This window comes from Leclercia sp. 1548 (genome assembly GCF_050435045.1).
Classification (GTDB): Bacteria; Pseudomonadota; Gammaproteobacteria; order Enterobacterales; family Enterobacteriaceae; genus Enterobacter; species Enterobacter adecarboxylatus.
In genome coordinates this window covers 339,268-360,869 of record NZ_JBNDJP010000001.1, presented here as the reverse complement: position 1 = coordinate 360,869, position 21,602 = coordinate 339,268, and the positions used below count along the sequence as shown (strand labels likewise).

At 56.9% G+C, this 21,602-nt stretch carries 26 protein-coding genes and 1 pseudogene; 16 read left to right on the top strand and 11 right to left on the bottom strand.

Features of this window, described 5'->3' with window-relative positions:
• Positions 1-16 precede the first annotated feature (16 nt).
• From sufC to ldtE, 5 genes are all read left to right on the top strand, one after another.
• Complete coding sequence (gene sufC, locus ABIE02_RS01820; RefSeq protein ID WP_032617766.1) at positions 17-763, top strand: Fe-S cluster assembly ATPase SufC; 747 nt, start codon at positions 17-19, stop codon at positions 761-763.
• Positions 738-2,009, top strand: a complete 1,272-nt coding sequence (gene sufD / locus ABIE02_RS01815; RefSeq protein WP_151584053.1) for a Fe-S cluster assembly protein SufD — start codon at positions 738-740, stop codon at positions 2,007-2,009. Before sufC ends, sufD begins: the two co-directional genes overlap by 26 nt.
• Positions 2,006-3,226: a cysteine desulfurase SufS gene (gene sufS, locus ABIE02_RS01810; RefSeq protein WP_059308140.1), complete on the top strand. Its 1,221-nt coding sequence runs from the start codon at positions 2,006-2,008 to the stop codon at positions 3,224-3,226. Before sufD ends, sufS begins: the two co-directional genes overlap by 4 nt.
• 13 nt (positions 3,227-3,239) lie before the next feature.
• The gene (gene sufE / locus ABIE02_RS01805; RefSeq protein WP_032617769.1) at positions 3,240-3,656 is read left to right on the top strand and encodes a cysteine desulfuration protein SufE; all 417 of its coding nucleotides are present in this window, start codon (positions 3,240-3,242) and stop codon (positions 3,654-3,656) included.
• Between the two features lie 97 nt (positions 3,657-3,753).
• Positions 3,754-4,767 (top strand): L,D-transpeptidase LdtE, encoded by a 1,014-nt coding sequence (gene ldtE / locus ABIE02_RS01800; protein WP_032617770.1) that lies wholly within the window; start codon positions 3,754-3,756, stop codon positions 4,765-4,767.
• A gap of 63 nt (positions 4,768-4,830) precedes the next feature.
• Here the strand turns inward: ldtE and lpp are convergent, their stop codons facing one another.
• From lpp to ABIE02_RS01785, 3 genes are all read right to left on the bottom strand, one after another.
• Positions 4,831-5,067 carry a murein lipoprotein Lpp gene (gene lpp / locus ABIE02_RS01795; protein WP_001082307.1) on the bottom strand — a complete coding sequence of 79 codons (237 nt, stop codon included), beginning with the start codon at positions 5,065-5,067 and terminating at the stop codon, positions 4,831-4,833.
• Between the two features lie 310 nt (positions 5,068-5,377).
• Positions 5,378-6,799, bottom strand: a complete 1,422-nt coding sequence (gene pykF, locus ABIE02_RS01790; RefSeq protein WP_032617771.1) for a pyruvate kinase PykF — start codon at positions 6,797-6,799, stop codon at positions 5,378-5,380.
• 7 nt (positions 6,800-6,806) lie between these two features.
• Entirely contained in the window at positions 6,807-7,001 is a 195-nt protein-coding gene (locus tag ABIE02_RS01785; RefSeq protein ID WP_419720594.1) for a hypothetical protein, read from the bottom strand.
• On the opposite strand from ABIE02_RS01785, the gene ABIE02_RS01780 reads away from it, so the two are divergent.
• From ABIE02_RS01780 to fumD, 5 genes are all read left to right on the top strand, one after another.
• Positions 6,911-7,180, top strand: a complete 270-nt coding sequence (locus ABIE02_RS01780; RefSeq protein ID WP_156107307.1) for a hypothetical protein — start codon at positions 6,911-6,913, stop codon at positions 7,178-7,180. The two genes, ABIE02_RS01785 and ABIE02_RS01780, sit on opposite strands and share 91 nt — an antisense overlap.
• A 204-nt stretch (positions 7,181-7,384) precedes the next feature.
• Entirely contained in the window at positions 7,385-8,407 is a 1,023-nt protein-coding gene (locus tag ABIE02_RS01775) for a methionine ABC transporter ATP-binding protein (RefSeq protein ID WP_336994713.1), read from the top strand.
• The gene (locus ABIE02_RS01770) at positions 8,400-9,068 is read left to right on the top strand and encodes a methionine ABC transporter permease (protein WP_032617773.1); all 669 of its coding nucleotides are present in this window, start codon (positions 8,400-8,402) and stop codon (positions 9,066-9,068) included. The genes ABIE02_RS01775 and ABIE02_RS01770 overlap by 8 nt, the downstream gene beginning before the upstream one ends.
• A gap of 25 nt (positions 9,069-9,093) precedes the next feature.
• The gene (locus ABIE02_RS01765; RefSeq protein ID WP_032617774.1) at positions 9,094-9,906 is read left to right on the top strand and encodes a MetQ/NlpA family ABC transporter substrate-binding protein; all 813 of its coding nucleotides are present in this window, start codon (positions 9,094-9,096) and stop codon (positions 9,904-9,906) included.
• 110 nt (positions 9,907-10,016) lie between these two features.
• Positions 10,017-10,226, top strand: coding sequence for a fumarate hydratase FumD (gene fumD, locus ABIE02_RS01760; protein ID WP_032617775.1), 210 nt, complete (start codon positions 10,017-10,019; stop codon positions 10,224-10,226).
• A gap of 4 nt (positions 10,227-10,230) precedes the next feature.
• Here the strand turns inward: fumD and ABIE02_RS01755 are convergent.
• A pseudogene (locus ABIE02_RS01755) lies at positions 10,231-10,391 on the bottom strand (amino acid ABC transporter permease); the annotation flags it as partial.
• A gap of 206 nt (positions 10,392-10,597) precedes the next feature.
• Here ABIE02_RS01755 and ABIE02_RS01750 point away from each other — a divergent pair.
• The 4 genes from ABIE02_RS01750 (at position 10,598) to ABIE02_RS01735 (ending at position 13,418) form a co-directional block, all read left to right on the top strand.
• Complete coding sequence (locus ABIE02_RS01750; RefSeq protein ID WP_165717320.1) at positions 10,598-10,753, top strand: hypothetical protein; 156 nt, start codon at positions 10,598-10,600, stop codon at positions 10,751-10,753.
• 160 nt (positions 10,754-10,913) lie between these two features.
• Positions 10,914-12,242 (top strand): sensor histidine kinase, encoded by a 1,329-nt coding sequence (locus ABIE02_RS01745; RefSeq protein ID WP_336994712.1) that lies wholly within the window; start codon positions 10,914-10,916, stop codon positions 12,240-12,242.
• A complete protein-coding gene (locus ABIE02_RS01740; protein ID WP_077226372.1) occupies positions 12,235-12,858 on the top strand; it encodes a response regulator transcription factor in 624 nt (207 codons plus the stop codon). The genes ABIE02_RS01745 and ABIE02_RS01740 overlap by 8 nt, the downstream gene beginning before the upstream one ends.
• Positions 12,859-12,935: 77 nt before the next feature.
• Positions 12,936-13,418: a GlcG/HbpS family heme-binding protein gene (locus tag ABIE02_RS01735; protein ID WP_151584063.1), complete on the top strand. Its 483-nt coding sequence runs from the start codon at positions 12,936-12,938 to the stop codon at positions 13,416-13,418.
• 73 nt (positions 13,419-13,491) lie between these two features.
• On the opposite strand, the gene ABIE02_RS01730 is transcribed toward ABIE02_RS01735, so the two are convergent.
• Positions 13,492-13,632, bottom strand: a complete 141-nt coding sequence (locus ABIE02_RS01730; protein WP_032617828.1) for a hypothetical protein — start codon at positions 13,630-13,632, stop codon at positions 13,492-13,494.
• Positions 13,633-13,759: 127 nt separating this feature from the next.
• Here ABIE02_RS01730 and ABIE02_RS01725 point away from each other — a divergent pair, with 127 nt between their 5' ends.
• Together ABIE02_RS01725 and ABIE02_RS01720 are read left to right on the top strand one after the other, a co-directional pair.
• Positions 13,760-14,578 (top strand): MBL fold metallo-hydrolase, encoded by an 819-nt coding sequence (locus ABIE02_RS01725; protein ID WP_336994711.1) that lies wholly within the window; start codon positions 13,760-13,762, stop codon positions 14,576-14,578.
• A gap of 43 nt (positions 14,579-14,621) precedes the next feature.
• The gene (locus ABIE02_RS01720) at positions 14,622-15,257 is read left to right on the top strand and encodes a carbonic anhydrase (RefSeq protein WP_059308134.1); all 636 of its coding nucleotides are present in this window, start codon (positions 14,622-14,624) and stop codon (positions 15,255-15,257) included.
• Positions 15,258-15,297: 40 nt separating this feature from the next.
• On the opposite strand, the gene ABIE02_RS01715 is transcribed toward ABIE02_RS01720, so the two are convergent.
• From ABIE02_RS01715 to ABIE02_RS01690, 6 genes are all read right to left on the bottom strand, one after another.
• Entirely contained in the window at positions 15,298-16,464 is a 1,167-nt protein-coding gene (locus ABIE02_RS01715) for a cupin (protein WP_336994710.1), read from the bottom strand.
• A gap of 11 nt (positions 16,465-16,475) precedes the next feature.
• Positions 16,476-17,264, bottom strand: coding sequence for an HpcH/HpaI aldolase family protein (locus ABIE02_RS01710; RefSeq protein WP_144883179.1), 789 nt, complete (start codon positions 17,262-17,264; stop codon positions 16,476-16,478).
• Entirely contained in the window at positions 17,251-17,979 is a 729-nt protein-coding gene (locus ABIE02_RS01705; protein WP_336994709.1) for an alpha/beta fold hydrolase, read from the bottom strand. The genes ABIE02_RS01710 and ABIE02_RS01705 overlap by 14 nt, the downstream gene beginning before the upstream one ends.
• A gap of 8 nt (positions 17,980-17,987) precedes the next feature.
• On the bottom strand, positions 17,988-18,752 hold the full coding sequence (locus ABIE02_RS01700) for an SDR family NAD(P)-dependent oxidoreductase (protein WP_336994708.1): 765 nt from the start codon (positions 18,750-18,752) through the stop codon (positions 17,988-17,990).
• 3 nt (positions 18,753-18,755) lie between these two features.
• Positions 18,756-20,078, bottom strand: coding sequence for a histidinol dehydrogenase (hisD, locus tag ABIE02_RS01695; RefSeq protein WP_336994707.1), 1,323 nt, complete (start codon positions 20,076-20,078; stop codon positions 18,756-18,758).
• A 73-nt stretch (positions 20,079-20,151) separates the two neighbouring features.
• A complete protein-coding gene (locus ABIE02_RS01690) occupies positions 20,152-21,396 on the bottom strand; it encodes an MFS transporter (RefSeq protein ID WP_336994706.1) in 1,245 nt (414 codons plus the stop codon).
• Positions 21,397-21,602: the final 206 nt, after the last annotated feature.

The window sequence follows — 21,602 nt, the reverse complement described above, 5'->3', positions numbered from 1 at the left end:
GGATTAAGGAAAGCACATGTTAAGCATTAAAGATTTACAGGTCAGTGTGGAAGATAAAGCGATCCTGCGCGGCCTGAGCCTGGAGGTTCGTCCGGGTGAAGTGCATGCCATTATGGGGCCGAACGGCTCGGGGAAAAGTACGCTCTCGGCAACTCTTGCCGGACGCGAAGATTATGAAGTGGTTGGTGGATCGGTGGAGTTTAAAGGCAAAGATCTGCTGGAGCTGTCGCCGGAAGATCGCGCTGGCGAAGGCATTTTTATGGCCTTCCAGTATCCGGTGGAGATCCCCGGCGTCAGCAACCAGTTCTTCCTGCAGACTGCGCTCAATGCCGTGCGCAAATACCGTAGCGAAGAGGAGCTGGATCGCTTTGATTTTCAGGATCTGATGGAAGAGAAGATCCAGCTGCTGAAGATGCCGGAAGACCTGCTCACCCGCTCGGTCAACGTCGGTTTTTCCGGCGGGGAGAAGAAGCGCAACGACATTCTGCAGATGGCGGTGCTGGAGCCTGAGCTGTGCATCCTCGATGAAACTGACTCCGGGCTGGATATCGACGCCCTGAAAATTGTCGCCGACGGCGTCAACGCCCTGCGCGACGGCAAACGGTCGTTCATTATCGTCACCCACTACCAGCGTATTCTCGATTACATCAAGCCGGATTACGTGCACGTGCTCTATCAGGGGCGTATTGTGAAATCCGGTGATTTCACGCTGGTGAAACAGCTGGAGGAGCAGGGCTATGGCTGGCTTAGCGAACAGCAGTAACGCGCTGCAGCAGTGGCACCGTCTGTTTGAGGCTCAGGGCGGGGCGCGCTCGGCGCAGGCCGAGCAGCACCTGCAGCAGATGCTGCGCCTGGGGCTACCGACGCGTAAGCATGAAAACTGGAAATACACCCCGCTGGAAGGGCTGCTCAACGGCAACTTCGTGGCGCGTCCGGCAAGCGTCGCGCCTGCCGATCGGGATGCGCTGGCTCTTACCCTGGATGCCACCCGGCTGGTGTTTGTTGACGGGCGCTTTAACCCGGCGCTGAGCGACAGCACCGACAACAGCGGGTTTGAGGTTGTTATCAACGACGAGCATCAGAACCTGGCGGCACCGGTGCAGCCTGAGGTGTTCCTGCATCTCACCGAGAGCCTGGCGCAAAGCGTGACCCATATCAGCGTGAAGCGCAACACGCGCCCGGCGAAGCCGCTGCTTCTGCTGCATATCACCCAGGGGCTGGAAGGGGACGAGATCAACACCGCCCATTATCGGCATCATCTGGAGTTGGGCGAAGGGGCAGAGGCGACCCTTATCGAACACTACGCCAGCCTGACTCCGGCCAGGCACTTTACCGGCGGCCGTCTGACCATGAACGTGGCGGCTAATGCCCGGTTACACCACATCAAGCTTGCGTTTGAGAATGCGGCGAGCCACCACTTCGCCCATAACGATCTGCGGCTTGCCGCCGATGCGACGGCATTCAGCCACAGCTTCCTGCTGGGCGGAGCGGTACTGCGCCATAACACCAGTACCCAGCTGAACGGCGAAAATACCACGCTGCGCATCAACAGCCTGGCGATGCCGGTGAAAACTGAAGTGTGCGACACCCGCACCTGGCTTGAGCACAATAAGGGCTACTGCAACAGCCGTCAGTTGCATAAAACAATCGTCAGCGATAAGGGGCGAGCGGTCTTTAACGGGCTGATCAATGTGGCGCAGCACGCCATCAAAACCGACGGGCAGATGACCAACAACAATCTGCTGTTGGGCCGGCTGGCGGAGGTGGACACCAAACCGCAGCTGGAAATCTATGCCGATGACGTGAAGTGCAGCCACGGGGCAACGGTAGGCCGTATTGATGATGAGCAGATGTTCTATCTGCGCTCCCGCGGGATCGACAAGCAGGCGGCAGAGAAGATGATCATTTACGCCTTTGCCGCCGAGCTGACCGAAGCGCTCGGGGATGAAACCTTAAGACAGCAGGTGCTGGCGCGTATCGGTCAGCGTCTGCCCGGAGGTGTGGCATGACATTTCCTGTAGAGAGAGTGCGGGCGGATTTCCCTGTCCTGACCCGTGAAGTGAACGGTCTGCCGCTTGCCTATCTCGACAGCGCTGCCAGCGCGCAAAAGCCTGCGCAGGTGATCGAGGCCGAAGCGGAATTTTACCGGCATGGTTATGCGGCGGTGCACCGGGGGATCCATACCCTCAGCGCCGAGGCGACGCAGCGGATGGAGAACGTCCGTACCCGGGCGGCGGCATTTTTAAATGCCCGCTCGCCGGAAGAGCTGGTATTTGTACGCGGCACCACCGAGGGGATTAACCTGGTGGCCAACAGTTGGGGCAGTGCTGAGGTTCATGCGGGGGATAACATCATCATCACCCAGATGGAGCACCACGCCAATATTGTGCCCTGGCAGATGCTGTGCGAGCGCGTCGGCGCGGAACTGCGGGTGATCCCCCTCAATCAGGACGGAACGTTACAGCTTGACCGGCTGGATACCTTGCTGGATGAACGTACCCGCCTGGTGACCCTCACCCAGATCTCCAACGTGTTGGGAACCGAAAACCCGGTGGCAGAGATCATCGCCAAAGCCCATCAGGTTGGCGCAAAAGTGCTGGTGGACGGGGCGCAGGCAGTCATGCACCACACCGTTGATGTTCAGGCGCTGGATTGCGATTTCTACGTTTTCTCCGGGCATAAGCTCTACGGACCGACCGGTATCGGCGTGCTGTACGTTAAAGACGACATTCTGCAAAAGATGCCGCCGTGGGAAGGGGGCGGGTCGATGATCGCCACCGTCAGCCTGAGCGAAGGCACCACTTACGCCCGTGCGCCGTGGCGTTTCGAAGCCGGGACGCCCAACACTGGCGGTATTATCGGCCTCGGGGCGGCGATGGAATATGTCTCGGCCATTGGCCTTGATGCCATTGCCGAGTACGAGCAGATGCTGATGCACTATGCACTGGCAGAGCTGGCCAGCGTGCCGGATCTGACCCTCTACGGCCCGGCCGACCGCCAGGGAGTGATCGCCTTTAATCTGGGGAAACACCACGCCTATGACGTCGGCAGTTTTCTTGATAATTACGGGGTAGCGGTACGCACCGGCCACCACTGCGCCATGCCGCTGATGGCGTTCTATCAGGTACCGGCGATGTGCCGCGCATCGCTGGTGATGTACAACACAATGGAAGAGGTCGACAGACTGGTGGCAGGGCTGAAGCGTATCCACCATCTGCTAGGCTGAAAGAGGGCAAAAGATGGCTGCGTTGCCAGACAGAGACAAATTACTGCGCAACTTTACGCGTTGCGCAAACTGGGAAGAGAAATACCTCTACATCATTGAGCTGGGGCAGCGTCTGCCTCCGCTGAGTCCAGAGGCGCATATCCCGGAAAACAGTATTCAGGGCTGCCAGAGCCAGGTGTGGATAATAATGCACCAGAATGACGCCGGGGTAATTGAATTAGCGGGCGACAGTGATGCGGCAATAGTAAAAGGCCTTATTGCTGTCGTGTTTATTTTATATCAGCAGATGTCCCCTCAGGATATTGTCGCTTTCGACGTGCGCCCGTGGTTTGAAAAAATGGCGCTGACCCAGCATTTAACGCCTTCCCGTTCGCAGGGACTTGAGGCGATGATCCGCGCAATCCGCACCAAAGCCGCCAACATTAGCTAGACTTACAGGACAGCTATCATTCTGTTTCACGAGGTGGTTCCCGCCTCGTGGATTTTTCAGCTTTCTGACGTCCAGTCAGTGAATAAGGAATCTCAGTATGAAGCGCGCGTCCCTTGTCACTCTCATTCTTTTTGGTTCGCTCAGCGCGCTTAATAGCGCCCGGGCGATGGATTATCCCTTGCCACCGGCGGGCAGTCGTCTTATTGGGCAAAACCAGACGTATGTCATTCAGGAAGGGGATAATAATCTGCAGGCGATTGCGCGCCGGTTTAATACCGCTGCGCACTTAATTCTCGAAACCAATAATACTATCGCGCCGGTTTATCCTGCGCCGGGAACGGTGATTACGATTCCGTCGCAAATGTTGCTCCCCGATACTCCCCGGGAAGGGATTGTGGTGAACCTGGCGGAACTGCGCCTTTACTACTATCCGCCGGGGGAAAACAGCGTGCAGGTTTATCCGCTGGGTATTGGGCAACTGGGTCTGGATACGCCGGTTACTGTCACCCGCATCAGCCAGAAAATCCCTAATCCGACCTGGACCCCCACAGCGGGCATCAGAGCGCGCTCGCTGGAGAAGGGCATCAAACTGCCCCCGGTAGTACCCGCAGGGCCGAATAACCCGCTGGGGCGCTTTGCACTGCGTCTGGGCGTGGGTAACGGCGAATACCTCATCCATGGCACCAGCGCACCGGATAGCGTCGGGCTGCGCGTCAGTTCCGGCTGTATGCGCATGAATGCCCCGGATATCAAAGCGCTTTTTGCCCAGACGTCCGTCGGGACGCGAGTGCAGATCATCAATGAGCCGGTGAAGTTCTCCGTGGAGCCGGACGGTAAGCGCTACGTTGAGGTGCATCGACCTCTGGCGTCGGAGGAGGGGGAAAACCCTCAAACTCTGGCAATCGCCCAATCCAGCGCGCTTGCGTCGTTTATGTCGCAAAGCGGGAGCGATAAGCTGCTGGTGAATAAAGCGTTGACACGGCGGGCGGGGATCCCGGTAGAAGTATCGACAGGCGTCGGGTCTCAGGTTCAGAGCACCGGCTTGTCAGCCCGGAACACGCCGCTGCCGGTATCAGCAAATCAGAGTGGGCATGAACAGGCAATTCAGTAAAGCAAAATAGCGGGCAAAAAAAAATGGCGCACAATGTGCGCCATTTTATTAACACAGGTACTATTACTTACGGTATTTAGTAGCCTGGTTGTCCAGACGCTGGTTAGCGCGTGCTGCGTCATCTTTAGCAGCCTGAACGTCGGAACGCATTGCGTTCACGTCGTTGCTCAGCTGGTCAACTTTAGCGTTCAGAGTCTGAACGTCAGAAGACAGCTGATCGATTTTAGCATTGCTGGAGCAACCTGCCAGCAGAGTAGAACCCAGGATTACCGCGCCCAGTACCAGTTTAGTACGATTCATTATTAATACCCTCTAGATTGAGTTAATCTCCATGTAGCGTTACAAGTATTACACAAAGTTTTTTAGGTTGAGAATATTTTTTTGATGGGAATATGCCTATTTTTGATCGTTCGCTCAAAGAAACACCTGTTTTGACTATTTCGTGAAAAATATTGTGCAAAAACAGACTATTTTCATCGGATTCATCTTAGAAACCGTACCCGTTAAATAGAAAAACCCGATTTGCTTTTTTAATAACTTTGGCTGATAGCGGATATAAAAAAAGCGTCCCGAAGGACGCTTTTTAAACAAATTAATTCGTTCGATATTATTACAGCACGTGAACAGATGCGGTATTAGTGGTGCCGCTTGGTACCAGCGCACCAGAAACCATCACCACAACGTCACCTTTCTGCGCCAGGCCACGCTCAACCAGCTGCAGGGCCACTTCTTTACCCAGACGGTAGAAATCATCCGTAGAAGCGATCTCTTTCACCAGGTGTGGCACAACGCCTTTGCTCAGTACCAGCTGACGAGCAGTGATCTCGTTAGTGGTCAGCGCCAGGATAGTCGCGTTCGGGAAGTATTTACGTACGGCTTTCGCAGATTTACCGCCCTGAGTAGCAACCACGATCAGTGGCGCTTCCAGTTTCTCGGCAGTTTCAACTGCACCACGGCACACGGCTTCGGTGATACGCAGTTTACGGCTGTCGTTGTTGTTATCCAGACGGCTAGGCATCACGCGGTCAGTACGCTCGCAGATGGTGGCCATGATGGAAACTGCTTCCAGCGGGTATTTACCCTTCGCGGATTCACCGGACAGCATTACTGCATCGGTCCCGTCGAGGATGGCGTTCGCCACGTCGCCAGCTTCTGCGCGGGTTGGACGTGGGTTTTTGATCATTGAGTCCAGCATCTGGGTAGCGGTGATAACCACTTTACGGGCACGAACACACTTCTCGATCATCATCTTCTGCGCGAAGATCACTTCTTCAACCGGGATTTCAACGCCCAGGTCACCACGCGCAACCATGATGCCGTCAGAGGCTTCAAGGATTTCGTCGAAGTTGTTGAGGCCTTCCTGGTTTTCGATTTTGGAGATGATCTGGATGTGCTCGCCGCCGTGCGCTTTCAGGTGCTCACGGATTTCAACTACGTCGGAACGTTTACGGATAAAGGACGCCGCAACAAAGTCAACGCCTTGTTCGCAACCGAAGATCAGGTCTTGTTTGTCTTTCTCTGCCAGCGCAGGCAGGGCAATGGAAACGCCTGGCAGGTTAACGCCTTTGTTTTCACCGAGGTCGCCGTTGTTCAGCACTTTACAAACAACGTTTTTGCCTTCGATGGCGGTCACTTCCATACCGATCAGGCCGTCGTCCACCAGGACGGTGTTGCCAACGGACAGATCGCTGGTGAAGCCTTCATAAGTCACAGCAACGATTTCATTGTTGCCGACAACGGACTTGTCTGTAGTGAACGTGAAGGTCTGGCCCGCTTTCAGAGAAACGTCGTTGCCGCCTTCCAGTTTAATGGTACGAATTTCTGGACCTTTGGTATCCAGCAGGATTGCTGCTTTTTTACCGGTCTTGCTCATCACGTTGCGCAAGTTCTGGATGCGCTGACCGTGTTCAGCATAGTCACCGTGAGAGAAGTTCAGACGCATAACGTTCATGCCGGCGTCCAGCATTTTGGTCAGCATCTCTTCAGATTCGGTTTTCGGGCCGATGGTGCAAACAATTTTCGTCTTTTTCATGACAGTCTTAGTCTTTAAGTTGAGAAGGATATGGAAATCTCGCTCCGGGGGCGTATTGCCTCAGAGTCAAACCTGTGTTGCGAAATTTTATATGACACGCAGTAAGGATAGGTGACATCAATTGAGCGTGCAGAAGAATGTGTGCCTGTGTTTCAGCCCAGGGAGAGAGGGAAAGTTGTATGCGTTGTTTTTTGTAGTCCAAGCGCTGAAACCATTCATCAGGGATTAGGCGCGCATTATACGCTTAAAGATGCGCAAAAGGGAAAGAAAAACAGCGTTTCAAAAATTTTATCTGGTGATTCACAAAGGATTGTTATCAAGGCGTTAAGGTTCCCTTTCAGGATGTTGCGCCAGCGGAAAACCTTCAGTCAAACGCCGTAAAAAGACTGGGCGAGCCCACATATTCGTTCCAAAACTATAGATTGCTGAATTTATGCATTATGGCCCATACCAATGCCCACGCGGCATATCGCTGTAAGTTATAAGATATTCCATTTCATTCATTTAAAAGCTAATAACGGCTGTTTACTATCGTTTGGACATCCATACTGCTAAACCGCCACAGGCGAACGGATTACCTTAAGAATGATAGTACTCAGGAATATTTCGAAGATTTTTGACAACGGAAAAGTGGCGCTGACGGCCGTTGACAACGTGAACCTGGCGATAGAGCAGGGACAGATTTACGGCATTATTGGCTACAGCGGCGCGGGTAAAAGTACCTTAATCCGCCTGCTTAACGGTCTGGAAAAACCGACTACGGGCAGCGTGACCATTAATGGGCAGGATATCTCCGCAGCGAAAGGCGAAGCCCTGCGCCAGGCGCGGCTGAAGATCAGTATGGTGTTTCAGCACTTCAACCTGCTGTGGTCCCGTACGGTGAGCGAGAACATCGCTTTCTCAATGCAGATTGCCGGGGTGCCAAAAGCCAAAATTAAAGCCCGGGTGGCGGAACTGGTAGAGCTGGTGGGTCTGAAAGGCCGCGAACAGGCGTATCCCTCCCAGCTCAGCGGTGGGCAAAAGCAGCGTGTCGGCATTGCCCGTGCGCTGGCGAACAGCCCTGACGTTCTGCTCTGCGACGAAGCCACCTCCGCGCTGGATCCACAGACCACCGATCAGATCCTCGATCTGCTCCTCGACATTAACCGTCGCTTCAAGCTGACCATTGTTCTCATCACCCATGAAATGCACGTGGTGCGCAAAATCTGCGACCGCGTGGCGGTGATGGAAAATGGCAAAGTGGTGGAAGAGGGCGAAGTGCTGCAGGTCTTTACCCACCCGCAGCAGCCGATTACGCAACAGTTTGTGCGTCAGGTCAGCCAGTACGCTGAAGAAGAGACCTTTAATACGGAGCTGGCGAATGAGCTGGAAGGCACCGTCATCAAGCTGACCTTCACCGGCCACAGCACCCACAAGCCAATTGTCGGGGAGCTGACCCTGCGCTACGGCCTGCCGTTCAACATCCTGCACGGCAAAATGACCCAAACCGCTCACGGCGTGTTCGGCCAGCTCTGGCTTCACGTGGCGGCAACAGAAGAACAACTGAACAATATCCTCGCCGATTTGCAGCACAGTGATATTGAAGGCGAGGTAATTAAACATGGCTGAGAATCTTTTTCCGCACCTGAAATGGGACCAGCTGTGGGCCGCCACGCTGGAAACGCTCTACATGACAGCGCTCTCTGGCGTCGCGACCTTTGTGCTTGGCCTGGTCCTCGGCCTGGCGCTGTTTTTAACCGCCCGGGGTGGCATGTTCCACAACCGCACGGTTTACAGCGTGATTTCGATTGTGGTGAACGTATTCCGCTCGATCCCGTTCATCATCCTGATTGTGCTGCTGATCCCCTTCACCAAAACCGTCGTGGGGACCATCCTCGGGGCAAATGCGGCGCTGCCCGCGCTGATTGTCGGTGCTGCGCCGTTCTACGCCCGTCTGGTGGAGATCGCCCTGCGTGAGGTGGACAAAGGGGTGATCGAGGCGACGCGCTCAATGGGCGCCCGTCTGAGTACCTTAATTTTTCGGGTTTTACTGCCGGAATCATCTCCAGCCCTGGTCTCCGGGATCACGGTAACGCTGATTGCACTGGTCAGTTACAGCGCAATGGCGGGGGTGATTGGTGCCGGTGGTCTGGGAAATCTGGCTTATCTGGAAGGATTCCAGCGTAACCATGGTGACGTCACGCTGGTGGCAACGGTGACCATTTTGATCATCGTTTTCATTATCCAGTTCTGCGGCGACATCATTACTTCACTGTTAGATAAACGCTAATAATACAAACACAGGAACCATCATCATGAAAAAAACACTGACGTTGATTGCCGCAGCAACCCTGAGCGCCCTGAGCTTTGCCGCCTGGGCTGATACCCTGACCGTGGGGGCGTCCAACACCCCGCACGCCGAAATCCTTGAGCAGGCGAAGCCGATTCTGGCGAAGCAGGGTATCGACCTGGAGATCAAACCGTTCCAGGATTACATCCTGCCGAACACCGCGCTGGCGGGTCGTGACATCGACGCCAACTACTTCCAGCACATTCCGTATCTCAACAGCGTGCTGAAAGATCACGCCGGTGATAAAGAGTACGATTTCGTCAGCGCCGGTGCGATCCACATCGAGCCGATCGGCATCTACTCCAAAAAATACAAATCGCTGAAAGACCTGCCGGAAGGCGGCAAAATCATCATGCGTGATGCTGTCTCTGAAGAAGGCCGTATCCTCTCTATCTTCGAGAAAGAGGGCGTGATCAAACTGAAGCCGGGCATCGACAAAGTGACCGCGCGCATCAGCGATATCGTAGAGAACCCGAAAAAACTGCAGTTCACCCCGAACGTTGAAGCCTCTCTGCTGCCGCAGATGTACAACAATGACGAAGGGGCTGCGGTGGTGATCAACGCCAACTACGCCATCGACGCCGGTCTGGATCCGGTTCACGACCCGATCGCGGTTGAGAGCGGTGAAAACAACCCGTACGCCAACATCATCACCGTGCACCGTGGCGATGAGAAGAAGAAGGACATCGTGGCGCTGGTCGATGTCCTGCACTCAAAAGAAATTCAGGACTGGATCCGCACCAAATACAAAGGCGCAGTGATCCCGGTTAACAACTAATCCCCTGATTCTGCTTTTAAAAAGCCCGGTGAGTTTCTCGCCGGGCTTCTTTTTTGTATAAGACTAATGAATGCTTTAAGCTGGCGTTTTCGGGCAATGGAGTGAAGATCATGGGCAATGTAACCAAAGACGAAGCGCTGTATCAGGAGATGTGTCGCGTGGTAGGCAAAGTCGTTCTTGAGATGCGCGATCTCGGGCAGGAGCCAAAGCATATTGTTATCGCCGGGGTCCTGCGCACCTCGCTGGCGAACCAGCGAGTAAAACGCAGTGAGTTAACCACCCAGGCGATGGAAACCGTGGTGAAAGCGCTGGCCGGTTAAACCGTCAGCGTTTTGCCAGCTGTTCAATCCCACTGCACAGCAGGTAATACACCACGCCTGTATAGACAAAATAGCCGCCGGGTAAATCTGCACCCGGTTGTTCACCTGACCTGCCACTGTCGTCAGTTCCGGCACGTTAACGATAAAGGCCAGCTGGATACGCTTCCATCATCACCCCTGGCCGCCAAATGCCAAGTTTGTCTTTGCTCTATAAAAACACGCATGAACAGTCTGTTACGCTTCAATAAACGGATGGCGTGCTTTTGCAATTCACGCAAATCCTCTGCCGGAATCGGCATTTCACTGGGCAGGCGATTGCTGTTTAACTGCATTCAGGTTGAGCAAAGAGGAACACGGCATTGAACAGACTGATGAGTAGGTTACGGCGGTTTTTTGCAGCGCCACCGGAAGGCACAGAGAACAGCGCGCAACGTATTATTGAATCCATTTTGCCGGTTGCCAGCCTCTATGGCGTGGACATCGCCACCATCGACCCGGAGTGGTTCCATGAGCAAACGCAACGCTGAACACCGCCTGGTGCGGGAAACCTACTGGAACGAGGTGTGCGTTCTACCGCGCACATCCCGCCATTCTGGACGCTAACATCCAAAAAACACCGCAAGTTTTGTCCCCGGCCTGGCTTCCTGCTAAGGTCTCTGGCGTCTTCTCCCTGCGCCAGTTAAATGAATGAACAGCCAAAATTTTCTAAAACGTGGGATCCTGATCTGGCTTGTGCTCTGTCTTCTGAGCAGCGTGTTGCTGTATGCCGAACAGATCCGCCGTCAGTTCTGGGATCTGGACCGGGATTTTGCCCTGGCCTTTACTGAGGCTGGCGCGGTTCTCACCCAGAATGAGTCGGTGCTGCCGCTGTTGAATGGCGATGAAGATCTTGCGGCGCTGCGTAAAAAATTCCCGCAAATCCTCGGCCTGCAAAAGACCCAGGGTCGCGCCCTCGACGCCGCGCGGGTGGAACCGGTGGGCGACACGCAATACTGGCTCTACAACCCCTGGCGACAAATCCGCGTGCTGATCGATACCCGGTCGGTGATCAATGCCAGGCCGCGTTTTACCCGTCTCGCGCTCGATATGGGTGGCGACGCATCGCCACCCCCGACAGACGCCTTCTGGCACTGGCAGCGTCAGTTTACGCAGCATACCCAACCCTTTATCCTGCGGGCCGACGCCCGAACGGCGTGGCTGGACATTGCCCTGCTGCCGTTTTTACTGCTCTGGCTGGGATGGGGCGTGGTGATTGCGGCAGGCGGGGTGATCCTCTGGCAGCGTAAGCAACGGCAAAACGCCGACCAGCGCGCCAGGTATTATCAGCATGCCCGGCTCAACACCCTGGGGGAGATCACCGCAGGGATTGTGCATGAGATCAACCAGCCCCTGACGGCAGCCCAGACCTGGATCCAGGGGGCGCAGCGCCAGTTGCGGCAGGGTAATCCCGAGGCGGTGTCTCAGGCGCTCGCGTCGGCGTTGGTGCAAACCCGGCGGATAGATGAACTACTGACCCGCTTTCGCGAACACGTTACCCAGGAGACAGTCACCCTTGGCGACGTGGATCTGGTCAGCTGCTGGCAACAGGTCGGGAATTTGCTGGAGCACGAGCGCACCGCCAGACACATTCGCCTTACCCATGACTTTGCCGCGGATGCCCGCACGCTCTGCGCCGACCGGCTGTGGCTGGAGCAGGTGCTGCACAACCTTCTCAGTAACGCCATCCAGGCGCAGCAGGAACGTGCGGCGGGCTGGGTGCATATCCGCAGCTTGCGCAACGGCGATGTTATCCATATCGACATTACTGACGGCGGGCCGGGCTTTACCCCGGACGCCCTACACAACGCCTTTATGCCCTTTTACAGCGGGCGAGAGGGCGGCACTGGCCTGGGCATGACCTTAACGGAATCGTTAGTCACCAGAATGAATGGCACGCTGGCGCTGGATAATGCCCCGGAAGGCGGCGCCAGGGTCCGGTTGCAGTTTGCTTATTACGGGAGTCGCGTAGATGGATAACGTCATCTGGTTAATTGACGATGATGCGTCGGTCAGGGAGTCGCTGGTTTTTCTGCTGTCGGGGATGAACTGGCGCGTCGAGCCATATGAAAGTATTGCGGCGTTTATGGCTGCCCACGGCGCTGAACAAGCGCTGACCGGCTGCCTGTTGCTCGATATGCGGATGCCGGGCAAAGGCGGCCTGGCCTGGCTGGAGGAGGGGGCATGGCCCTGGCCGCTGCTGCCGGTGATCCTGATGACCGGTCATGGCACGATCGATGCCTGTCGGCGGGCGTTTCATAATGGGGTGTTTGAGTTTTTCACCAAGCCGCTGGATGCCGACAAGCTAATCGAATCCATTACCGTCGCGCTGGCAGAGAGCCAGCAGCGGGTGGTGCGCTGGCAGGAGGCAAAACGGGTCAGGGCGCTCTTTGAACAGCTCACCGCCCGGGAACACGAGGTGCTGCTGGCCCTGATGGAGGGGAGCAGTAACAAGGAGGTCGCCGCCCGCCTGAACCTCTCGCCCCGCACGGTGGAAGCCCACCGGGCAGCGGTGTTCGTTAAGCTGGGAGTCTCAAGTCTGGTGCAGGCCATCCGGGAATACGACAAATTGCCATCCGTAGAACTACCAGGATAACTGCGTAATCGACCGAATAACATTTCATCGCGCGCTTCGGTACGCTGCCTCTGTTTCCACTTACCAGAGGATGTGCGATGAAAAAGTTGATGATGGCAGCAGCATGTGTAGCAGGGATGGTCAGCGTATCGGCGCATGCCCAGTCCGTTACGCAAAAGAGTCTCTCCCTGACCCAGGCGAACGCGTTAGCCAGCGCGGCCATTCAGGCCTGTACGGCCAAAAATTATCAGGTCAGCGTCACGGTGGTGGATCGTGCCGGGGTGGTGAAAGCGGTACAGCGCACGGACAATGCCGGTCCACACACCCTGAAAGCCAGCGAGATGAAAGCGTTCACCGCCCTTAGCACCAAAAATGCCTCGGGCAAAGTGATGGAATCTGCCCAGAGCAACGCGGGCGCGCAGAACCTGCGCGATATCCCGGGCCTGCTGCTGCTGGCGGGTGGTTTGCCGGTTAAGGAAGGGGAGGAGGTGATCGGGGCTATCGGAATTGGCGGTGCGCCGGGTGGGCATCTGGATGAAGCCTGCGCTCAGCAAGCAATCGACGGTATGAATAAGTCGTAATCAGTGCCCGGCAGCGTTGCGCTTGCGTGGGCCTGAAACGTAACGCCCCGGCAATCGTCCGGGGCGTTTTACATCAGATCTTGCAGGCGTCGCCGCAGTCGTCGTCCGCTACAATTGCCTGCGCTTTTTTATCAGCGTCTTCAAGGCGTTCTGCGTTACGTTCTTCTGCTTCATCCAGCCCGTCAAACACCAGATTGTTAAGATCAATTTCCATCATTTACCTGCTTTGTTCGGTTTTTGTTCCAGGTCGTATTATAGAGCAAAATACCGGGCTAAGGCACGCCAGCGCACATAAGGATAATCCTTGCCATACTCATGCAGTATTCGGCTAAGGAGACGTCATGATCACCATCTGCAAAACCTGCGGCACGTCGTACGACATGGCCCGCGAACCGCAACAGTGCGCCATTTGTGAGGATGAACGCCAGTATGTGCCCGCGACGGGGCAGGAATGGGTGGATTTCACTACCCTGACCACCACCCACACGAATAAGTGGCAACAGCTCGAAGACGGTCTTTTGAGCCTCAAAACCGTTCCCGCCTTTGCCATCAGCCAGCGGGCGATCCTGCTGCGAACCCCGCAGGGTAACGTGCTGTGGGACTGCATTGCCAACCTCGATCCTGCCACCCACGCGCTGGTGACGGCGCTGGGCGGGATCGACGCCATTGCCATCTCTCACCCGCACTACTACACCACCATGCAGGACTGGGCCGCAGCCTTTGATGCGCCGGTGTATTTGCATGCCAGCGATCGGCAGTGGGTGATGCGGGAGAGTCCCGCGCTGCGCTTCTGGGAGGGGGATTCTCTGGAGATTATGCCTGACGTCACCCTGTTCAGGCTTGGCGGGCATTTTGCCGGAGGCACGGTGCTGCACTGGAACCAGGACGGGGGCGTGCTACTGGCGGGCGATATCCTGCAGGTGACCCCGGGAAAAGACGCGGTTTCCTTTATGTGGAGCTATCCGAATATGCTGCCGCTGCCGGCAAGCGCGGTGAGCGAGATCGCTGCGCACCTGGACAATGTGCGCTTCGAACGGCTCTACGGCGCCTTTGAAGGGCAGAACATTTCCGCCGATGCGCGGGAGATTGTCATGCGGTCCGTCCAGAAATATATTGCTTGTCTGAACTCGGGCGCGGTGGGTAAACTCAAAAAACCGTGATCTCGATCATGCCTGTACAATCACAAAAAAATGAGACATTGCTATGCAACATATCATTGAAGGTTTTCTCAGCTTTCAAAAAGAAGTTTTTCCGCAACGTAAAGACCTCTTCCGTAGTCTGGCCTCCAGCCAGAATCCCAAAGCGCTTTTCATCTCCTGTTCTGACAGCCGTCTGGTGCCGGAATTAGTGACCCAGCAGGATCCAGGACAGCTCTTTGTCATTCGTAATGCTGGCAACATCGTGCCGCCTTTCGGGCCAGAGCCAGGCGGTGTTTCCGCCACCATCGAATACGCCGTCGTGGCGCTGGGCGTCACTGACATCGTGATCTGCGGCCACTCCAACTGCGGCGCGATGAAAGCGATTGCCGACAACGCTAACCTGGAACCGATGCCTGCCGTGTCGCACTGGCTGCGTTACTCCGATGCCGCCAAAGCGGTGGTAGAAAATAAAAACTGGGAAAATCCGACTGACAAAGTGAATGCCATGGTGCAGGAGAACGTCTTCGCCCAGCTGAGTAACATCAAAACTCATCCATCCGTAGCGGTCGGTCTGCGTAACAACGCCATCCGCCTGCACGGCTGGGTTTATGATATCGAAAGCGGTAGGATCCTCGCCCTGGATAAAGATTCGAAAACCTTCGTCTCCCTGTCCGATAACCCGGGCGTTTACTTCGAGTAAATCTCCACGTTCAGGGCGGGATGACCCGCCCTGACTCCGCTTAAGGCAAGGCCTCCAGTCTGAGACCCGCGCGACGCGCCGTTTCAGGCAACAGATCCACGGCCGTTACGTAACCGTCTGGATCAAGACAGCGATTGGCGGCTCTGGCCTGTTCAAGCACCTTCTCATCCCAGTAGATGCGCTTACGCTGATCGCCCTGTGTTGTCAGAATGCACTCCATGTCGCCGTCCAGCGCACGATAACGTCGCCAGCTGTTTTCCGGCACCGAAATAACAGAACGCTCAGGGGCGATAATACTCACCTCTTCCCCTTCCACATTCCACGTCACCTCCAGGGTTCCCTTAAAGACCATGATCACCTGCACATCCGGGCACAGGTGACGACCGACCACGTGATCTGCCGCCAGGCGCAGCCACTCCACCGAGAAGCCGTGTGGGTTGACGATGGCGGGGGCCGCGTGTTTGTCCTGGCTGATGCCGAACCCAATCACCGGCGCGATCTCACCGCTGTGGCCCGGCAGGACCGAATCAAGTAACCCCGCCGCAGACCATTGACGATCATCCCCGGTCACCGCCCGCTGTCGCATCTCTTCGACGGAGTAGTGACGCAGGGCGGCGATCTCGTCTGCCGGCAGCGGCGCGAGCAGCGCCGACGGTTCAGGCAGGGTATCCCCCGCGTTCACGTCGATGAGCATATTCTCTTTGCTCAGGTACAGGCCGTACTCGCTGGCCGCGTCCAGAATCGACGGGTGCCAGATGATCCCCCCGGTGTGGTTACCGCCCAGCACCGTGTAGACCATGCCGCAGGTCTCTTCTTTGCTGACGTTGGTAAAGCCGCGGAAGATCCAGGTGGGAATCGACAGAATGGCCGGGGCGCTGAACTCCGCTTCGTTTTCACCGTTTGCTCCCCAGCGAAAACGCCAGGTGCCCTCATGAATTAAAAACACTTCGGCGGTGAAGTGCAGGTGCAGGTTATTGGTTACCCCTTTCGGCATGGCTGCGGCACCGATGTTAAAACCGTGCGGCTCCGGAATGTTTACCACCTGGGCAGACGACTGGGTTACGCCCGGACCAATAAAGGAGTAGTTCTGCTTCAGGTGCGAGCCGGGAAGTTTGCAATCGATAAACGCCAGATTGCAGGAGACCATATCTTCAGGGGCAACCAGACGGCTTCTGGCCTGTTCCGGGGTAATGTGACGTGCTTTCATGTTTCCTCCTGTTAATAGCCTGATGCGCCGGTAGTGGGGATAGCGTTGCCGCGCGCCTGGGCGACAGCCTCGCGCGAGGCGCGGCCAAGTTGCATGACATCGTTGGCAGGGGTGACAAACTGGAAACCTTCGCTGACACGTCGGGCGGCAGCTTCGCCGGAGGTACAAAAGATCCCGGCGATTTTTTGCCTCTGGCGACACTGGCTGACTACCCGCTCAACGGCGGCCAGCATCTCCGGGTGACGGGATTCGGCGCTGGCGCTGCCGGTCAACGTCAGGGAGAGATCGTTCGGACCGATAAACACCCCATCCAGCCCCTCGGTGGCCAGGATCGCGTCAAGATTCGCCAGCCCTTCGCGGGTTTCGATCATCGCCAGCGTCAGAATTTCGTCATTGGCGTGCTGCGGGTAATCGGCCCCGCCGTACAGCAAGCCGCGTGCCGGACCAAAAGAGCGGTTGCCCAGCGGCGGGTAGCGGCAGGCGGCGACAAAGCGTCGGGCCTCTTCCGGGGTGGAGATCATCGGGCAGATAATGCCGTAGGCACCGGCATCCAGCATGCGCATGATCTGCGCCGGATCGTTATCAGCAACCCGCACCAGCGGCACCGCCGGAGTGGCGGAGAGCGCCTGCAACATGGACAGGGCGCTGGCGAAATCGATCATGCCGTGCTGGAGATCGACGGTCACGGCGTCATAGCCCTGATGGCCGAGGATCTCGGCGCTGTAGCTGGAGGGGATCGCCAGCCAGCCGTTAATAATGGCGGCGTTATTATGCTCCGCCCTGAGTTTATTCTTGCGCATCTGAACACTCCTGAATCCACTGGCGTAGCGGGGGCGCAACCTCTTCGGGCGCCTCCAGCAGCGTAAAGTGCCCGGCAGAGGTGAGGGTGACGCATCTCGCCTGCGGGGCGCTCTGAGCAACCAGCTGGTGGTGATGGGGCGTGCAAATAGGGTCATGCACGCCGTTAATAACGATGATGGGGCAGGCGAGCGAGGCCAGCGCCCCGCGATTATCCCGCCGGGTCAGAGCGATCTCCGTTTGCGTGACGAAAGTATCGAGGCCACTTTCCTCTGCCATCCGGCAGATGAGATCGTGTAAGGCCTGATCATCCGTATGTGACGGCGCGACGTACTTCGGCCACAGGCTGACGGAGAGCCAGTGCGTCAGCCCCTGTTGCCGGGCGGCGTTCACCGCCTCACGCCGGGGTGCGGTATTTTCCGGTCGGTCGGCAAGGGGGTTGACCGACAGCAGCGCCAGCCCGGCAATCCGCCCGGGGGCGTCGGCGGCCATCTGCAGCGCCACTATCGCTCCCAGTGAGAAACCGGCCAGCAGAAAGCGCGGCGGCAGATTGGCGAGCAACCGCTGCGAAGCCTGCACAGCCGAGGTGTCTGTCGTTAGCTCAGGGCAGATCGCAGCAGACACATTGAGCTGGTCGAGAACCGGCTGCCAGAGCCGGGCGTTACAGAGCGTGCCGCCAATCAGCACCAGCGGCAGGGCGCGATGACTCTTTTCCATCTCATGCCTCACGTTGCGGTCCAGCCGCCGTCAACCATCAGCGCGCTGCCGGTGATCATCCCTGCGGCGTCGGAGGCCAGAAACACCACGGGTCCCATGATGTCTTCCAGTTTGCCCAGACGGCGCAGCGTGATGTTATCCAGCACGTAGCGGCGAAAATCGGGTTCGGCCAGCGACGGCGCAGAGAGTGCGGTCTCAATAAAGGTTGGACAGAGGGTGTTGACCCGGATCCCGTCTTCACCCAGCTCCAGCGCCATGGCTTTGGTTAACCCTTCCAGCGCAAATTTCGATGCGCAGTAGACGCTGCGACGCGGGCCGCCGACGTGCCCCATCTGCGAGGAGAGATGAATGATCGACCCCTCAATCCGCTGGTCACGCATCCGCGCTGCTACCCGCTGGCTGATAAAGAAAGTGGCCCGCACGTTGACCGCCATTACCGCGTCGAAGCTGGCCTCGCTGGCAGTAAGGAACGGCTCGTGGCGCGCCAGCCCGGCGCTGTTCACCAGAATGTCGAAAACGGGCAGTTCAGCGAGCACCGCCCCGACCTGCGCGACATCGGTAATATCCAGCGCCACCGGGTGCAATACCCGCCCGTGTTCTGCGGCGAGTGCGGCGGCGGCCTCCAGCGTCTGGCGATCCCGGGCGGCGATCCACACCTCCGCCCCGGCGTGGGCCAGCGCGATGGCGCAGGCGAACCCCAGTCCTCTGGAGCCGCCCGTCACCAGGGCGCGCTTGCCGTGCAGGCCAAAGGAGGGCATCTCAGGAAAGGTCATGGGTTACACCTTCTCTCTGACCGGGGCAGGGGTGGCGTAGGGCACCTCTGTCTGACCGTAGCGACGCACGCGAACATTGGCCTGCTCGGCGTGTCCGGCAAAGCCCTCCAGCAGTGATAACCGCGAGCAGTAGCTGCCGATCTCCGCAGTGGCCTCATCGCTAAGGACCTTCTGCCAGGTGCAGGTTTTCATGAATTTGCCGACCCACAGGCCGCCGGTGTAACGCGCGGCTTTTTGCGTTGGCAGGGTGTGGTTGGTGCCAATGACCTTGTCGCCGTAGGCGACGTTGGTGCGCGGGCCGAGGAACAGTGCGCCGAAATTGGTGAGGTTTGCGAGGAACCAGTCGTCGCGGTCGGTCATCACCTGCACGTGTTCAGAGGCGATGCAATCGGCCTCGGCAAGCATTTCGTCGTAGCTGTCGCAGACGATGATCTCTCCGTAGTCGTGCCAGGCCTGGCGGGCAATATCGGCGGTGGGGAGTTTTTCCAGCAGGCGGTCGATCTCCCGCAGCGTCTCTTTGGCGAGTTCCATTGAGTTGGTCAGCAGAATGGCGGGGGTGGTAACGCCGTGTTCGGCCTGTCCCAGCAGGTCGGTGGCGCAGATTTCGGCGTCAACGGTGTCATCGGCAATCACCAGGGTTTCGGTTGGACCGGCGAAGAGATCAATGCCAACCCGGCCAAACAGCTGGCGTTTGGCCTCTGCCACAAAGGCGTTACCGGGGCCGACTAACATATCCACCGGCGCCAGTGTATCGGTGCCCAGCGCCATCGCGCCAATCGCCTGAATGCCGCCGAGGGCGTAGATCTCCGTCGCCCCGGCCATTTTTTGCGCCGCCACGATTGCCGGAGCCGGCTCGCCACCGAACGGCGGGGCGCAGCTGACGATGCGGGAGCAGCCCGCGACGTTGGCAGTAATAATCGACATGTGCGCCGAGGCCAGCAGCGGATATTTCCCCCCCGGGACATAACAGCCCACGGCGTTAATCGGGATATTTTTATGGCCGAGGATCACCCCGGGGCGGGTTTCAATTTCCAGATCGCGCAGACAGTCTTTTTGCGCCCGGGCGAAATTAAAGACCTGCTCCTGGGCGAATTCAATATCGCGAATATCCTGACGACTTAATTTGCCGATGCAGGCATTAATTTCCGCCTCCGTCAGGCGATAATCTTGCCGGTCATAGCGATCAAATTTTACCGATAATTCGCGAATGGCTTTATTCCCGCGTTTTTCTATATCCGCCAGAATAAGCTCCACCGTCTCCCTTATTTGTCGCTGTGCATCCTGACGTTCCTGAATGGGTTTACTGGTTTTAAGTCTATAAGCCACACTATTTTCCTTCTGTATTTATGATGAGGGATACCCTCCCGGCGGGCCGGGATAATGTCATCGGAAATAAAATTTACTGGTCGCGCGCGGGCGCGAGGGAACTGGAACTGTTAATCGATAATTCAGCCGTTGCGGGTGTTTTACGGGAATTAACCCAGCGGACGGAGAGCGGGGTCGCCAGCGCCGCGACGACAGACAGGGCGGCAATAAACAGATAACCGGACGACAGGTTAATGTGTTGCATCATCACCCCCATGATCACCGGCCCGGCAAACATGCCGCAGGAGTAGATGGTCTGGAAAAGCCCCATCCGCGTGGACTGTTCATCGGAGGTGGTGTTGACCACGCTCAGGGACATAAAGGCCGCAAACGCCATCCCGAAGGAGAATCCGGCCAGAGCCTGTAACAGATAGATCAGATACAGATTGCTGGTGAAGGGGATGCCAAAGGTCGACACCACCTGCAGCACAATGCCCAGCACCGCCGTTTTCATCAGACCCAGACGCTGATAGAACACGCTACTGCACAGGGCAATTGCCAGGGCATAGAAGATCAGATGGATATTGCTGAGCAGCGTTAAGATCCCGGCCCGCCCGCCCAGTTGCTCGGCGTAGATCGGCGTCAGCGTATCGCGGGTGGCAAAGGGCACCAGGATGACGAGGGTGGCCAGAATACCAATCAGCCACACCGAACGGTCAGCCAGCTGCACGCGCGCACCGGCGATACAGGCTTTCAGCGTCGGGGCTTTAACCGGGTCATGCACGTCGCGAATGCGGGTGGTCAGGAGCAGCGCCACCAACGCCGAGACACAGGAGACGAAAAAGGCGATGTTGTTATTAAAATAGTGAATTAACAGACCGCCGATGCAGTTGCCGAGGAACACCCCCAGCGGCCCGGCGAGCGCCAGCAGCGCCACGGCGGCAGGCGCTTCTTTCTGGTCGAAGTAGCGAATAAACAGGATGTTGTAGAGTACCCAGGTAGCCGCGGTCACCCCGTCTGCCGCTTTCGCCAGATACAGGGTAAGGGCGTTCGGCTCCAGCCAGGCAAGGGGCCAGGCGATGATCGGCAGAACCAGCGCAAACTGGATGAAGATTTTTCGACTCTTCACCACATCGGAAACAATTCCCAGCGGGAAGCGGATCAGCAGCGTCGCCAGACCGCTGGCCCCCATGATGATCCCCATCACCTGCGGCTCCATCCCCTGATTGATCATCATCGGGGCCAGAAACGCGTCAATGCTATGAATACAGATAAAAAACAATACGCTGATGATAAAGAACAGCCGGGCTTCCGGTCGGCGTAACAGTGCTCGAAACATGGTTGTGAACCTCTTAAAAAGTAATGGGTTATAACCAGCCAAGTACAACCTTTACCGGCTCACTCCTTTTGGATACTGCCCAATCTGCCCGGTACCATGACGGTGTGAAAACTGCGCTGCATACGTATTCAAAAATTGAAGTTACGAAAAGGTTTCAATTTTGTAAAGGCTGTTTGTCACCATTGTGAAAAAAATAATTCTGTCTG